At 42.0% G+C, this 15773-nt stretch carries 15 protein-coding genes; 7 read left to right on the plus strand and 8 right to left on the minus strand.

Annotated elements, in window-relative coordinates; genetic code table 11:
• Positions 1-181: 181 nt before the first annotated feature.
• Positions 182-1417 (minus strand): methyl coenzyme M reductase-arginine methyltransferase Mmp10, encoded by a 1236-nt coding sequence (gene mmp10, locus BP621_RS00475; RefSeq protein WP_292387144.1) that lies wholly within the window; start codon positions 1415-1417, stop codon positions 182-184.
• A 419-nt stretch (positions 1418-1836) separates the two neighbouring features.
• On the opposite strand from mmp10, the gene mcrB reads away from it, so the two are divergent.
• From mcrB to BP621_RS00505, 6 genes are all read left to right on the plus strand, one after another.
• Positions 1837-3141, plus strand: coding sequence for a coenzyme-B sulfoethylthiotransferase subunit beta (gene mcrB / locus BP621_RS00480; protein ID WP_292387147.1), 1305 nt, complete (start codon positions 1837-1839; stop codon positions 3139-3141).
• 23 nt (positions 3142-3164) lie between these two features.
• Complete coding sequence (mcrD, locus tag BP621_RS00485) at positions 3165-3680, plus strand: methyl-coenzyme M reductase operon protein D (protein ID WP_292387149.1); 516 nt, start codon at positions 3165-3167, stop codon at positions 3678-3680.
• Positions 3681-3687: 7 nt separating this feature from the next.
• Positions 3688-4308: a methyl-coenzyme M reductase I operon protein C gene (gene mcrC, locus BP621_RS00490; protein ID WP_292387265.1), complete on the plus strand. Its 621-nt coding sequence runs from the start codon at positions 3688-3690 to the stop codon at positions 4306-4308.
• Between the two features lies 1 nt (position 4309).
• Positions 4310-5056 (plus strand): coenzyme-B sulfoethylthiotransferase subunit gamma, encoded by a 747-nt coding sequence (mcrG, locus tag BP621_RS00495; RefSeq protein ID WP_292387151.1) that lies wholly within the window; start codon positions 4310-4312, stop codon positions 5054-5056.
• 10 nt (positions 5057-5066) lie between these two features.
• Positions 5067-6779, plus strand: a complete 1713-nt coding sequence (gene mcrA, locus BP621_RS00500; protein ID WP_292387154.1) for a coenzyme-B sulfoethylthiotransferase subunit alpha — start codon at positions 5067-5069, stop codon at positions 6777-6779.
• 497 nt (positions 6780-7276) lie between these two features.
• Positions 7277-7744, plus strand: a complete 468-nt coding sequence (locus BP621_RS00505) for a GNAT family N-acetyltransferase (protein ID WP_292387156.1) — start codon at positions 7277-7279, stop codon at positions 7742-7744.
• Between the two features lie 278 nt (positions 7745-8022).
• On the opposite strand, the gene BP621_RS00510 is transcribed toward BP621_RS00505, so the two are convergent.
• The 7 genes from BP621_RS00510 to BP621_RS00540 all read right to left on the minus strand — a co-directional run bounded on the left by BP621_RS00510 (position 8023) and on the right by BP621_RS00540 (position 15314).
• The gene (locus BP621_RS00510; RefSeq protein WP_292387158.1) at positions 8023-9003 is read right to left on the minus strand and encodes a 50S ribosomal protein L11 methyltransferase; all 981 of its coding nucleotides are present in this window, start codon (positions 9001-9003) and stop codon (positions 8023-8025) included.
• 234 nt (positions 9004-9237) lie between these two features.
• Positions 9238-10530: a 3-phosphoshikimate 1-carboxyvinyltransferase gene (gene aroA / locus BP621_RS00515; protein WP_292387161.1), complete on the minus strand. Its 1293-nt coding sequence runs from the start codon at positions 10528-10530 to the stop codon at positions 9238-9240.
• Positions 10531-10676: 146 nt separating this feature from the next.
• Positions 10677-11330, minus strand: coding sequence for a thymidylate synthase (locus BP621_RS00520; protein WP_292387163.1), 654 nt, complete (start codon positions 11328-11330; stop codon positions 10677-10679).
• A 440-nt stretch (positions 11331-11770) separates the two neighbouring features.
• Positions 11771-12631: a zinc metalloprotease HtpX gene (gene htpX / locus BP621_RS00525; protein ID WP_292387166.1), complete on the minus strand. Its 861-nt coding sequence runs from the start codon at positions 12629-12631 to the stop codon at positions 11771-11773.
• A gap of 556 nt (positions 12632-13187) precedes the next feature.
• Positions 13188-14108 (minus strand): restriction endonuclease, encoded by a 921-nt coding sequence (locus BP621_RS00530; RefSeq protein ID WP_292387169.1) that lies wholly within the window; start codon positions 14106-14108, stop codon positions 13188-13190.
• Between the two features lie 77 nt (positions 14109-14185).
• Positions 14186-14389, minus strand: a complete 204-nt coding sequence (locus tag BP621_RS00535; RefSeq protein ID WP_349682031.1) for a dihydrofolate reductase family protein — start codon at positions 14387-14389, stop codon at positions 14186-14188.
• Positions 14390-14402: 13 nt separating this feature from the next.
• On the minus strand, positions 14403-15314 hold the full coding sequence (locus BP621_RS00540) for a nitroreductase family protein (protein ID WP_292387172.1): 912 nt from the start codon (positions 15312-15314) through the stop codon (positions 14403-14405).
• Between the two features lie 256 nt (positions 15315-15570).
• On the opposite strand from BP621_RS00540, the gene BP621_RS00545 reads away from it, so the two are divergent.
• Positions 15571-15705 (plus strand): hypothetical protein, encoded by a 135-nt coding sequence (locus BP621_RS00545; RefSeq protein WP_292387174.1) that lies wholly within the window; start codon positions 15571-15573, stop codon positions 15703-15705.
• The last annotated feature ends 68 nt before the right edge of the window (positions 15706-15773 follow it).

The following is a 15773-nucleotide window of genomic DNA, read 5'->3' on the forward strand; positions in this document are numbered from 1 at the left end:
GGGAAAAATCAACTCTCTTAGAGTTGATAACTCTTCTATATATTTTTTATGTAATTATATAATTACAAAACTATTTATCTGTTATCTGTTTTATTATCTGTATCTTTCACAGAATTTTTTTTTTCATACTGTAAATGCCTTTTTTTTCAGATTAAGGCTGGGAATTTTGATATAGCCTGATTTATTCTACAGGCAGCCCAAGGGAATTAATCTGTCCTATAAGTTCGGTAAAGTTTTTAATTTCCAGTTCCAAAACCTCTTCTTTGTTCATGCCTATTGACATTTCACCATCTACAGAAAGAAGCTCCGGACCCCTACGAACAAGCCTGTCAATCCCGTCTCTTTTAAAGGTCTCTTTAACTTCTCTATCATGAACAAAAGCCCTTCCCGGGATAAAAACAGTCTCGCTTACTTCCGAGAGATCCATATTTTTGAGGTCCTCTATAGTAATGAGGCATCCTATGTCTTTTTTGGGGGAGACGACATTCACGGAACTTCCAAGAGCTTCAAAGATTTCCCTCAGCCTTGGAGCTGCTATCCGGCCTGTGATTATAGTGGCTCTTTTTTTGGTTCTTGGAAGTTTTTCAAGGGCTTCGGGAACATTCCGGATAGCAAAAGGAGAGCCTATTAAGGGATCTTCAAGCGGGGTTCCTGTGATCCTCATGGAAGGGTATTTTGCTGCAGATTTGCGTACCAGCTCTGTGAATTCCTGAATATTATGTGGGATTACTCCTGGAATAATAGGGGCATTATTCAGGATAAGCCCGTTCTCTGGAAAGTTTGCAAATCTCATTAGAATAGCTCCTTTTGCACCCATAGTTTCAAGATCACTAAGGGTCTTATCAAGGTTCTCTCCGTCATTTACTCCCGGAATGAGCACAATCGCCCCGTATACATCACAATGAGCACAGAAGTCCCGAAGAACCTGTATGGAAGCTTCGGGTTCCGGGTCTTTCATGTATTCAGCTCTTAGGACCGGATCAGTCGCAAAGACTGTAAAACTCACCTCTGTGACCCCATGGTCTATATAGAAAAGAGCATCATCAGGCTTGCTGAAACCTTTTCCGCTGGTGTATCCCAGGTGTATGGGGGTCTTGAACTGAGATAAAAAAGCGACGAGATTCTTCAGTTCAGGGTAACAGCTTAAATCGCCTCCTCCGCTAATAGTGAATTTTTTAATCTCTCCACTTTCAAAATAAAGTTTTCTTGAAGTTTCCTCCAGTACTATCTGAAGAGGCTTGAAACCCGAATATGATTCCTTTACACTACGCGTGCAGTAGTCACATCCTTTTTTGAACGGAAGACAATACTTGCAGCCCAGAGGCTGAATGTCTTTGACCTTTTTAAAATAACAATACTTGCAAAAGCCTCTACAGTCTACCCCTGGATTTCCACCTACGTCGACAACGACTTCCATATTAAACTTTCGTATTACCAAGATATTACTAAATCTTTTTGGTATGACTCTTAGGTCTAAAGCAACATATTGATAAATTTAATGTAATCTCTTCATTTTCCTGATGAATATTTTTATTAAGTCATCTAGTATATTTTTGTTCGGCTTTAAGTACATTAAAATTTTATTTTTCCATCGATGCTGGTTTTTTATATATTTTTACAAAAATAGATTACAAATTAATAAAATATATTTTAAAAAAATACATGAATTCATTTATCGGAGAACACAAAAGATTTAAGTACCTTCTAAACGAATGAGATTTCATTGGGAATAGTGGACACTTAAAAACAAAGCGGTAATTGATTTATTGAGTGCAAAAGCACTCGAGTAGGTGACCAGTCCCAAAATAATTTTAATAAATTAAGGAGGAAATTAAAGTGTCTGACACAGTAGACATCTACGACGACAGAGGAAAACTGCTTGAGAGCAATGTCGACATTATGTCCCTTGCTCCAACAAGAAACGCAGCAATTAAAAAGATTATCATGGACACCAAGAGGTCCGTTGCAGTCAACCTCGCAGGTATCCAGGGTGCACTTGCCAGCGGTAAGATGGGCGGAAAGGGCCGTCAGATCTTAGGCCGTGGGCTCAACTACGATATTGTAGGCAATGCTGATGCAATTGCAGAAAATGTTAAAAAACTCGTCAAGGTTGATGAAGGTGACGATACCAATGTCATCAAAGTCAAAGGCGGAAAGAGCCTGTTGGTTCAGTCCCCACATTCCAGGATGATTGCAGGTGCCGATTTCATGTCCGCAACCACAGTTGGTGCAGCAGCAGTCACCCAGACTATCATGGACATGTTCGGAACAGACCCATATGATGCTCCCATCGTAAAAGCCGCTGTCTGGGGAAGCTACCCACAGACAATGGATCTCATGGGAGGTCAGGTTCAGGGCATTCTCAGCATCCCCCAGAACAACGAAGGTCTTGGCTTTTCCCTCAGGAACATTATGGCCAACCACGTTGCAGCAATCTCCAACCGGAATGCAATGAACGCATCAGCTCTCTCTTCCATCTACGAGCAGGCTGGTATCTTCGAGATGGGTGGAGCAGTCGGTATGTTCGAGAGGCATCAGCTCCTAGGTCTTGCATACCAGGGTCTCAACGCCAACAACCTCTTATATGACATTGTAAAAGAAAACGGTAAGGACGGCACCATTGGAACCGTTATCGAGTCCGTTGTCCGCAGGGCAATTGAAGCAGGTATTATCTCCGTTGACAAGACCGCTCCCTCTGGATACAAGTTCTATAAAGCAAACGATGTTCCCAAGTGGAATGCTTGTGCAGCAGTCGGTACCCTTGCAGCCACCCTTGTGAACTGTGGTGCAGGTCGTGCAGCTCAGAACGTTTCCTCAACACTTCTCTACTTCAACGATATTCTTGAGAAGGAAACCGGTCTCCCAGGATGCGACTACGGTAAAGTGGAAGGTACCGCAGTAGGTTTCTCATTCTTCAGCCACTCCATTTATGGCGGCGGTGGGCCTGGTGTCTTCAACGGTAACCACGTCGTTACCAGACACTCCAGAGGATTCGCAATTCCCTGCGTATGCGCAGCAGTAGCCCTTGACGCAGGTACCCAGATGTTCACAATCGAATCAACATCCGGCCTCATTGGTGACGTCTTTGGTGCAATTAAGGAATTCCGCGAGCCGATTAAGGCAGTTGCAGGAGCGCTCTAAACAATAACTCAAAAGGTCTAAAGATGTCAGACTCTGCTTCAAATACGGAAGATTCTATTCAAATCGAAATTTTTCCCAGTAGAATCCTGTCCCCTGAAACAGCTCAGAAGCTCATGGCTGAAATCTACAAGGTGGACGGGGTAATCCGCGTCATGGTGCAGGGCAACAGGCTGCCTGATAAGGTAGGTGCAGGTCCCGGCACCGGGGAAAAAGTGGAACATCCACTGAAAAAGCCTATTCAGATTGGAGATCAGGTTATTGAATTGAAGGTCTGTGTGGGCAGGATCAGGGTTGAACTTTCAAACGCCGAAGCTAAAGAAAAGATCAGGGAAGTATGCGAAAAATTGCTCCCGTTCCCCTTTGAATTCAGGGAAGGACATTTTCTCAGGAAAAAGCCTACTGTAACTGACTATGCTAAACTTGGTCCTGAAGCAGACCCTCGGCTGCTTGGTATGGTAGATCCTAAAGCTAGGACAGACCAGCTCATCTTTATCGAGAAACAAGAGGAGCAAGAAGAGAAAAAGGACAAAGATGAGTGAAAAAAGTATGATGATCGATCGGGAAACACAGGTAGTTGACTGCCGATGTGGTGCGGGACTTGGTAGAGGGGGAGGGCTTGCCCAGCGAGGTACTCTCTCGGAAGCCGGCCGTGCTGAGGTTGTAGCTATTGCCATGAGTCCCGGCCAGAGGCATATCACAAAACCGGTATGTGAGATCACATATGGGATGAGGAAAGAAAACATTCAGGTCAGTGTGCTGGTGCTCTACTCAGGCTCCGGAATTCCTGAATCCGGCATGAGGACCGGATCTTTTGTACTGAGCCCGGTAGAAGTCGCACAGATTGAAATGCACAAGCTGGCTGTTATTCACCTCGGAAATATCAAGGACCATGTGGTTAGAAAGGCCAGGGAAATCCTGAGCCAAGCTAATATCCCGGCAATTGTAGTCAGCCAGATCCCGGTAGATTTTGAGGATTTTGCAGAGGCAGGGATAAAGACGAGATTAGTGATGCCAAGGGACGAAAATATTCGTACAAAAGGAATCGTGATGGATATGGTAAGCGGAGTTACACGCGGTGATTCCTGTCCCAGAGACAAGCTAAATCTTATCATTAAATACGTCAAGACTACATTAGACCAGTTAGAAGATCATAAAGGAGTTGCATGAGATGGCTTACAAAAGACAATTTTATCCAGGCGCAACATCAGTTGCTGCTAACAGAAGAAAACACATGTCTGGAAAACTTGAGAAACTCAGGGAAATTTCAGACGAAGACTTAACTGCAGTTCTCGGGCACCGTGCCCCAGGGAGCGACTATCCAAGCACTCATCCGCCACTTGCAGAGATGGGAGAGCCTGCATGCTCGACCCGTGAAAACGTTGCAGCTACACCCGGTGCAGCAGCAGGAGACAGAGTAAGGTATATTCAGTTCGCTGACTCAATGTACAACGCGCCTGCAACCCCATATTTCAGATCATACTTCGCAGCAATCAACTTCAGAGGTGTAGACCCAGGTACCCTTTCCGGCCGTCAGATCGTTGAAGCCCGTGAAAGAGATATGGAACAGTGCGCAAAGGTTCAGATGGAAACCGAAATCACTGACCATGCACTCGCAGGTGTGCGTGGTGCAACTGTGCACGGTCACTCTGTCCGTCTCCAGGAAGACGGTGTAATGTTCGACATGCTCGACAGGAGAAGACTTGAAAACGGCACCATCATAATGGACAAGGACCAGGTTGCAATCCCACTCGACAGGAAAGTAGACCTCGGCAAGCCAATGTCCAGTGAGGAAGCCGCAAAGAGAACCACAATCTACCGTGTGGACAATGTAGCCTTCAGGGACGATGCAGAAGTCGTTGAATGGGTACACAGGATATTCGATCAGAGGACAAAATTCGGTTTCCAGCCGAAATGAGGTGACCACAATGGCAGCAGACATTTTCTCAAAATTCAAAAAAGATATGGAAGTCAAATTCGCACAGGAATTTGGTTCAAACAAGCAGACTGGTGGGGACATCACCGGCAAGACTGAAAAGTTCCTGAGGTTAGGCCCTGAGCAGGACCCCAGAAAGGTCGAAATGATTAAAGCCGGTAAGGAAATTGCTGAGAAGAGAGGTATTGCATTCTACAACCCGATGATGCACTCAGGTGCTCCCCTCGGTCAGCGTGCAATTACTCCTTACACCATATCTGGTACTGACATTGTTGCAGAACCTGATGACCTGCACTACGTCAACAACGCTGCAATGCAGCAGATGTGGGATGATATCAGGAGAACCTGTATTGTCGGTCTTGACATGGCTCACGAGACTCTCGAGAAGAGGTTGGGTAAGGAAGTTACCCCTGAAACCATCAACCACTACCTTGAAGTCCTTAACCATGCCATGCCCGGTGCAGCAGTGGTTCAGGAAATGATGGTCGAAACCCATCCTGCCCTTGTTGACGACTGCTATGTGAAAATCTTCACAGGCGATGACGCCCTTGCAGACGAAATCGACAAGCAGTTCCTTATTGACATCAACAAGGAATTCCCAGAAGAACAGGCAGCCCAGATTAAAGCCTCCATCGGCAAGACATCCTGGCAGGCAATCCACATCCCAACAATTGTCTCCAGAACAACAGATGGTGCTCAGACCTCCAGGTGGGCAGCCATGCAGATCGGTATGTCCTTTATCTCCGCATACGCAATGTGTGCCGGTGAAGCAGCTGTCGCTGACCTGTCTTTCGCTGCAAAGCACGCAGCCCTCGTTTCGATGGGTGAAATGCTCCCAGCAAGGCGTGCACGTGGACCTAACGAGCCCGGTGGACTTTCCTTCGGTCACCTCTCAGACATCGTCCAGACAAGCCGCACATCCGAAGACCCAGCAAAGATCGCTCTTGAAGTCGTCGGTGCAGGCTGTATGCTCTACGACCAGATCTGGCTCGGATCCTACATGTCCGGTGGTGTCGGATTCACACAGTATGCAACAGCTGCATACACCGATGATATCCTCGACAACAACGTGTACTATGACGTAGACTATATCAACGACAAGTACAACGGTGCTGCAAATGTCGGCAAGGACAACAAGGTAAAGGCAACCCTCGACGTCGTAAAGGACATCGCAACAGAGTCCACACTCTACGGTATCGAGACCTACGAGAAGTTCCCGACAGCCCTTGAAGATCACTTCGGTGGTTCCCAGAGAGCAACCGTGCTCGCAGCCGCAGCCGGTGTCGCAACTGCCCTCGCAACCGCAAACGCAAACGCTGGTCTTTCTGGCTGGTACCTCTCCATGTACCTGCACAAGGAAGCATGGGGCAGACTCGGATTCTTCGGATACGACCTGCAGGACCAGTGCGGTGCCACAAACGTTCTGTCCTACCAGGGCGACGAAGGTCTCCCAGACGAACTCCGTGGTCCAAACTACCCCAACTACGCAATGAACGTCGGTCACCAGGGTGGATACGCAGGTATTGCTCAGGCAGCTCACTCCGGCCGTGGAGACGCATTCACCGTCAACCCACTCATCAAGGTCTGCTTCGCTGACGATCTCCTGCCATTCAACTTCGCTGAGCCCAGGAGAGAATTCGGCCGCGGTGCCATGAGAGAGTTCGTGCCTGCTGGTGAGAGATCCCTCGTCATTCCAGCAAAGTAAATTCAATAACAAAAATTTATTAAAACAGAGTAGGCCTTTGGCCTACTTTTTATCTCTTTTTTCCACCTTGTTTTCTCTTGCTGTTTTTCAGGAAGCTTTATTTTAATTAAGAAGATGTCTTAAAACAATATTATGTGTAAATTATAAATTTGAACTTTCTTTCACGAAATTGATGATTTCATGGAAACTACAATTCTTTATTTTCTTTTCTAAAACTCACAAGGAAATGAATAAAGCTCAATGTACCAGTATTTTAAAAGCAAAAGAAAAATAAGAGCGTAAAAACAATAATGGTAAATTGAGATGGGTCAAAAAAGTACACTAGTGCTTTGATTCCAAAATACTCTCACAAACCTAAACTTTTTAATTTGTCCATTGATCAATGAATTCTTCTTCCATCGATGGTTAATTTTGGAATCGAATGCTAGATTGTCCATACTTAAATTCGCTACATAGAAAACAAATATAAATGAAATAAGGAACATTCAAAGAATGTTATGGAAAGAATATATTATAGAACCATGCAATCAGGTGAAGAAAAAGATATCTGTACCTTGATCAGGACAGTCTTTGATAAGCTTGTAGCACCGGATTTTAATGCTGAAGGAATAAAAGAGTTTTATCGCTTTGCAAACCCTGTGTCTATGGCAGAACGTTCTGCATTAGGCAGTTTTGTATTCTTAGCCTTTCGATATGAGAAGATAGTTGGTATGATAGAATTTATGCCACCTGACAGGATAGCTCTTTTGTTTGTAGATTATCGTGGTCATGGTATCGCTAGGGAGCTTCTAGCTAGAGCAATTATTAAAGTACAAGAAGAGCAACCGAATGTTTCATTTCTCTCAGTACATTCATCTCCTTATGCAGTAATAGCTTATGAGAGACTTGGCTTCGTTGTTACGGGGGAAAAGACTACGGAGCACGGCATAACATATATACCTATGAAGCTGAAGGTGAGTCATTGAAAAAGCGTGTTGAGAGGAATAAGAGTCGACTTAATAACTGAATAATAGAAAGAATTAGTCAATATATATACCAAATTAACGAAAATCAGTTATATTTATGTGGGAACATAAAATAAGAAAGAGATGTAATACTGGTGGAATAACAGTCTAAGATGGATTTATTTTGGAATCAATACACTAGAAAAGGTCTTTGGCTGCGTAGAGTCTTCAATAAGGTATTCCAAAAGATTAAATAACAAGACTAAATTTGATACATTCTCAATTCGTATTATTCTACTTTAGATAACGACAATTTTTTTGCCTAATTTATCTGCTGCTTCCACAAATTCTTTTGTATCTACATCAGGAAATGTGTCTATAATACAAATATCAAATTTTTCGTCCAATGAATTAGCTAATTTTCTTATATCCATACTGTAAACTTCAAATTTGTCTCCAGATGCTATTAATTTTTCTTCACTGCCTGAAAGTTTGACTGGAAAGCCATTTGCTTCTAAGTTAATCAAAGTAATTTCTATTGCAGGATTCCATATATCATTAAAAACAACTTTTTGTGCGCCGGCTTTAAGGCATGCTATTCCTAAAGTTCCAGGACCACACGTACAATCAAGAACAGTAGGCTTATCATGATCTTTTAAAGCTTTTTCAAGTATCTTTATTTTGGGCGATTTTACCTGTGGAAACTCTATATGAATTTCATGTTGATATTTGTATATTCCTAAAGCACCGTAAAGAGTCTGTATAATATCACATCTCAAATCGCATCCAGCAAGAAGTTCATATACATGAGGGTTGGAATCAGAATCTTTTATACCCACAGTTTTTCTTATATCTCCCTTTAAAACCCCTCTTACTTCCTCAACTTCCTTTATGATCGTTTCAGCACATTTTTTATCCACTTCATTAGATAATATTACTAAAGAATCCTTAGGTAAATAGGGAATAGAATTAGTTGGATAGCCAGGAGTCACAAGAGGAACACATGCATTCCTTAAATTAGCTTTTTTGTCTTTTATTCCTTCATCGATCATTACTTTTAGCACATGAGACATTACAATATCGAGATGTCTCTTACCACATTTACAACTTCCAAAATGGTTATCTATTTCGTCTAAGTTAATCTGTTCCGCTAGAGGAGAGAATTTCTTTATTTCCTTTGTTTTACAATCGCTGCACGGTTCGTAAAATAATTCAATATCCTTTAGTGCATTCGAAAGAGGCTTTATGCACGTATCTCCACACCTACACCTTGTTTCCATATACTTAAATATGGATTTTTTGTATAAGTACTATACCACTTCTTATGATTCCTTAATTTTGGTTCATATCCTTTTAGAAGGTAAAGTGAGTTCTTTGATCGATTGAAGGTTAATTCAAAAAAGAAAATACTGAAAGTCTAAGGATTTCTTTCATGATCAGTTCTCAAAGTTAAATAAAATCTGCATTTAACCTGTATCTAATCTGCACTTAGAAATCTGGATTGTATTTTCAACTTATTCTTCTAAAATTTTTTCAATTTTTGCCCCAAGGCTGCACATATCTTTAAAGAATCCCGGGTAAGAAATCGATACAGACTCTGTTGTGTCAACTGTTGTATTTCCTGCAACCATTCCTGCTATTGAAAGAGACATAACTATTCTGTGGTCATTCCAGCCATACACTGACGCTCCATGCAGTTTTCCGCCGGTAATTGTCAGGCTGTCTCTTTCTTCTTTAAGGTCTACTCCAAGCTTCGGAAGTTCGCTTGCAAGGGCTCGCAGGCGGTCTGTTTCCTTATATCGGACATGCTCGGCATTTTCAATCCTGCTAGTCCCTTCGGCAACTGCAGCCAGGACAGCAACAGTAGGGACAAGGTCAGGAGTTGACCCGGCGTCAAAGGTTATGGCCTTTAATTGTCTTCCTCCTTTGACGGTCACACTACCTGCTTCTTTATCCCAGGTAATGTCTGCTCCCATCTGTCTCAAGGTTTCAATAATTACTTTATCCCCCTGTTTTGAGGGAAAGAGGTTTTTGACTGTAACTTCAGATCCGCTTGTCATGGCTGCTGCTGCAAGCAAATAGGATGCGGAGGAAAAGTCACCAGGAACGGTGAAATCTTTGAAATCATATTTCTGTTTTCCGGGAATTATGAATCTGGTACCATTACTGTCATCGATATGGATTTTTACACCTGCCAGTTCAAGCATTTCAAGGGTTACATCTACGTAAGGTCTTGATTTAAGTTTTCCTTTAATGGAAAGAATGGTGCTATTTTCGGCAAGCGGACAGGTTATCAAAAGGGCTGAGATAAACTGAGAACTTATAGAACCATCAATACTCACATCCTGCCCTTTAATTCCGCCTTTAACCACAAGCGGAGCTCTCTCATTTCCTCGAGTAGAGCAGGCTTTTACTCCCAATTTATTGAGAACTTCAAGAAGAGGACCATTTGGCCGGGTACGAAGGGAAGCGTCTCCGGTGAGTACTGTAATTCCATCAGTAAGCGCTGCTACTGCAGTCATGAAACGAAGGGTTGTTCCCGAATTTGCAGCATCAATTACATCCTCAGGGACATTGGGTTTCCCGTTAATTCCATGGATAATAAGCCTGTCTTCCCTCCTTTCAACCGAGGCTCCAAACATCTCGGAAGCCCGGATCGTAGCAAGAGTATCGGCCGAAATCAGGGGACGCCTGACTATTGATTCTTTTGAAAGAGCTGCCAGGGTTATAGCCCTGTGAGTGTAACTCTTTGAAGGTGGGGCAAAGACTTCCCCTTTGATTGAGGATTTGTCGATAGAAACACGCATGTGTACCAGATCTCTTCTATTTTATATTTGGATTTTTTATGAGATTCAGGTGCTTACTTCTAGCTTCTGAATAACTTTTTACAATGCTGCTAATGACTTAAACAAGGCCTAAATATTTCGAATATTATTAGAACTCAGTTTAGAACTCAGTTCACCCCTTTTACGATATTTTCTACCATATCCCAGTCATGGTCATAGACATGTGCTGAGATGCTGATAGTTGTGATCGTTCCGGGTTCTGTTCCTACCCTATCAGCCACGTACTCGAGAAGTTTCGAGAGCCCATAAAGGTTTGCCGGATAGGCCCCTCCAAAATCGTGGCTTCTGAAGAGAGTTGTGAGATGTATCCTTCCATCTCTTATTTTAAAGTCGTCGAGCATCATACAGGGAACTTCATTAACTTTCGTATCCACAGAAGGAATCCAGGTAATCGCGATTGCTCGCCTAGAAGTCGGATTTTCCTGCAACTTTTCGACCACATAATCTATTTGATCCACTTTTCCATGCCAGTTCCGAAGGCGTTGCCCGTATGTGTATTCAAAGTCCTGTGTGTTTTCTCCCGAGATCAGTTGTTTTGCATACTCTTCAAGCCTTTCTTCATTCCAGGCAGTCTCGTGCGGAATCCTGTCAGTGTAGGGATCTTCAATTATGATCATCAAATCCATAAATTCCCTTATCTGGCTTCCTCTTTCATCCGTTATAACCTTCCCGTGATTTCGGATGATGTTAAGCCCGCGATACCATGCATCAGAGATAGTTTTTGCCCTGACAATCCTGCCAATTTCAAATCTGTCTTCCATTGAAAATTCCCCGATAAAATCAGGATAGAGTATGCACGATTAATATCCTGATCCGAAATATCTCAAATCCAAAAGTTGATTAATGTCTATAATTTTTAGGATTTTTCGGATACACTTTATAGCTAAAATATGGTACAGTATTCTACATAGGTAGTTATTTATTCCATTTTCTTTTTCACCACTTTCTTTTATAAGTGCTTTCTCTCAGATATAACTTAAAATCCACAATGAATATTGATAGCATATATCATGCCTGAGTTAAAAAAATTCCGGACAAAAAGGATATGGAAAAAAAGACCAAATAAAAATTAAAAGAATGAGCTGTTGAGTATAGACTGAATTAAAATCTGGATAAAAGGATCAAAATTAAAAACTTGAAAAACTAAAGAAAAAAGTCTGGATAAAATAATTAAAAGAATAAAGGTTTGAGAAAAATGTTCTCAGAACCTCATTGCTCTAAGGCGCTTTACCCTTTCATCGGTTGCTGGGTGAGTGCTGAAGAGAGACTGAATTGATCCTCCTTTTAATGGGTTGACAATAAACATATGGGCGCTGCTTTCCTTTGCCTGCACGTCTGAAACTTTCGGACTGTAGTGAGAATTTCCGTATTCGAGTTTTTCAAGGGCATTGGCAAGAGCCCAGGGTTTTCTGCAAATACTGGCTCCTTCTGCATCGGCTGCATATTCTCTTGACCTTGAGATTGCCAACTGGATCAAAGTTGCAGCGATAGGCGCTAAAATTGCCATCGCGATAAGGCCTATAATTCCACCGTTGTCATCATTATCCCTACCGCCGAAGCCGCCGAAAATTGCAGCCCACTGCGCCATATTAGCCAGCATTGTGACAACACCTGCAAGGGTTGCAGCTATAGCACTTATCAGGGTATCCCTGTTCTTTACATGTGCCAGCTCGTGTGCCAGCACGCCCTCCATTTCTTCATAAGAGAGCAGCTCAAGTATTCCGGTTGTAGCAGCCACAGCCGCATGCTCTGGGTTTCTCCCGGTTGCAAAGGCGTTTGGCATTCCAGACTCTACGATATACACTTTGGGCTTTGGCATTCCTGCTCTCATAGCCAGTCCATCGACGATCCTATGCAGGTTTGGAGCTTCCGCAGGTGAAACTTCCTTTGCCCTGTACATTTTGAGTACTATTTTGTCGCTGTACCAGTAACTTCCAAAATTAATTATTATTGCAAACAGGAACGCAATAATCATTCCGCCCGTGCCCCAGTGGCTTCCTATCAAAACCAGGAGACCTGTAAGGGCAGCAAGCAAAACTGTAGTTTTAAGCATGTTCTTCATGACTTATCACGCGACGTCCTCCCAGGCTAATGTCTGGGTTTTCGGTCTTTGATTCTTATTTCTGAACTTATTTTTATAAATCCAGTAGATTAAAATCGGTTTTATATAAACTGAATACAGATATATATTTTTTCTCCTGCAAGTGTAGGTTAACACATTTGTGTTATTTCGATTTCCTTATTTATCTTGAATCACTTTAAAATTCTACTGTACAGAAATTTTATTCTCAAATTGGGAAATCTCATTCAAGAAATTATATTTTTCCTCTGGAATCTCCCCCTATAAAGCTTACATTAACAACTAGTATCTCTTTTTTGATATATTTACATTTGCACGTTTTAAGTATAATTTAGTTTGATTTCAAACTATTATTGCAGCTTCAAGTATATGTATTTATTGAAAAACTGATTCTAAAACTCAAAATTACTTCTTCGAATCCCATATTCCAAATAATCAATCGTTTTTTGATCACGAAAATAGTTCTGAAACTTTACTAATTTGAGGGTAAATTAGTTTTGGAATGGACTGATTCAGTAAACGAAAAAAATATATATAGTTACGTTAACCCGTCGTCAAAATAATCCGTATCAATCTTTTTAACATCGTAAGACTTTGCTTTTGAAACTCCCACATTATATTCAATCATTAGTCTTGCAAGCGTTTCCCCGTCAATCAACACAATGTTTCCTGTGAAATCAGCATATTCAATAGCTTCTCTTGAAAAAGTAGAGGTCGTTATAAAGACTCCTTTCTTTGCTTTCTTTCCTATCAGAGCTCCTGCAAACTTCTGAATTTCGGGTCTTGGGACTGTACCTTCCCAGCGTTTTGCCTGGATATAAATAACATCTATTCCAAGCCTATCTTCCTTTATTATTCCATCGATTCCGCCATCGTGACTTCGACCTGCTGCTCTTCCTGCATCTGTTCTTGACCCTCCATATCCAATTTTTGTCAGGACATCAACAACCAGTGATTCAAAGAAGCTGGTTGAACATTTCTTTATGATAGAGAGAACTTCTGAAACGAGTTCGTTGTGCAGCTCCTTATATGCGATCTCAAGGAACTCTTCAGGATCTAGGTCTTCTTTTCCTTTTATTTCTGGAATCTCTGGTTTGGCGATTAAAGTAGGCTTGTCCTTGTTATAAAAATCATTAAATTCTTTATATCGTTTCAAAAAATTGACATCAATGAAAGGAGGTTTTTCTCTGAGAACATCCTGTCCTTTCTGGGTAATTGAAAAATATCCTTTTCTTCCCGAAGCAAGCAAACCAGCTTTTTTCAGGTAAGTACGTGCCCATCCAACCTGGTTATTAATTACAGCTTGCTGGCCGCTTGGTAAAAGTTCTCTTTTTTCTTCTTCGCTTAATCTTAACTCTTCCGCAAGATGCTCAATAGCGTTGCGAATCTTATGCTCTTCACCATCTCCTGCATATTTAAGCAAAGGAAGCATTAAGGATTGATAATCTGGAACTGCCATTAGAACACTTAATAGAATATATTATTCCTGCTTAGAACTTTGAGTATGTATCTTTTTATAGTTTGTTATTTTTGTTTCTATTCCTTAACTATATACTCCAATCTCACAAGCCCATTGCCATACCTCTCTATCCTTCCACTCCTGAGCTTTACCTCTTCTCTTATGTGATCAAACAAATGAATTCCACCTCCAAGGATAATGGGAACTACAAAAACAATTAAATCCTGCACAAGATTTTCTTTAATAGGACTTACGCAGTTAAATGAAAGCTTAAGAAACAGAGGAACTTATCTTTCAATAATAATGGACTTTCGCCAGGTTTCTCCGGATAGCCCGTCTGTACTTTACTGCGGGGTAACCGAAAATGATTACTATTCCCGGCTGGTTTCGGATATTGATTCCATACTTTTCTTTCACTTCTTTGCCCCCACTTTTCAGCATTGGGCCAATGGTTCCTATCATGCAGCTTCCAAGGTTCAGGGTCTCGGCGGCAAGCATGGCATAGGTGGCTGTGATAAAAGGATCTGCTGGGTCAGCATAAGGAGAGACGTGGAAGTACATGGCAAGGGGAGCTCCGTAGAGCAGGTAATCAATGTCTTCTTTTCGGAGTTCTTCAAAGATTTCAATCGCCGGATACAGGAATTTATCAAGGACTTCATACTCTTCCCTCTTTATGAAAGGCCTCATCAGGAGAAGTGCGGGTTTTGAAAATATCCATTTCTGGCTTTTCATAAGCTCTAACATGTCATCGGAAAATTCCCTTACTTTTTCTTTTCCGTTTATAACCAGGACCTCAACATCTGAAGGTGGAATTCCCATGGGCGCCGTACTTGCTGCTGCCAGTATCCTGTCTATTTTTTCCTGTTCAACTTTCCTGTCCTCGAATTCCCGGATGCTGCGCCTGGCAAGCATGAGAGCCATAAGTTCTTCGTACCTGGCTTGGGTTTCTTTCGTTGGGATATCCATAAAAGAACTCTGGGATATATCTCTTCCTTCGACCGTGATGGCTCCTGTGGGGCAAACTGCAGCACAGTGACCGCAGCCAATGCAGCCGAAATAGCGGGTTTGGTCGACCCTTACTTTGTCGTTCTCAAGGTAGAGAGGTGCTCCTTTGCAGACTTTAACACAGAGGCCGCAGGCCTTACACTTCTCATAATCGATCCTAACAGTTGCAGTTTCAGAGTGTCTAGCTGTAGGAATGACCATATATCTTGTTCTAAATAACGGTTATAAAAATTTTTTGTCGGATTCAGTTTGACTAGAACTGAAAACACTTTTCCTGTTAGTTTGAATATCTCTTTTAAGGACTTGAGGTAAATCTGAGCTGCATACAGAGTGCAAACTTTTCTGAATTTACTTACTCAATCCTATAGATATTTATTTATACCATCACACGGTAATTACATTCCGTAGTCACAATGCTAAACAATGGACTACAACCAAATAAAAGGAGTTTCAGAAAATGAACGAAGCAACTCAGGAGACTTCTAACAAATCCGTTTTGCACGGGTTTTTGTTAAGCAACGGAATGTTTATCACTCCTGCTGAAATGGAAATCATGGAAAGCCTAGGGGTTGCTCGGACAACAAAGTGCTGAACTCCAGGAATAAAACTGAAAAAGACACATGACTGAACAGGTCAAAAAAATTTTCGAAAACAATCTGT

It is taken from the genome of Methanosarcina sp. UBA5 (assembly GCF_002505485.1).
GTDB lineage: Archaea > Halobacteriota > Methanosarcinia > Methanosarcinales > Methanosarcinaceae > Methanosarcina.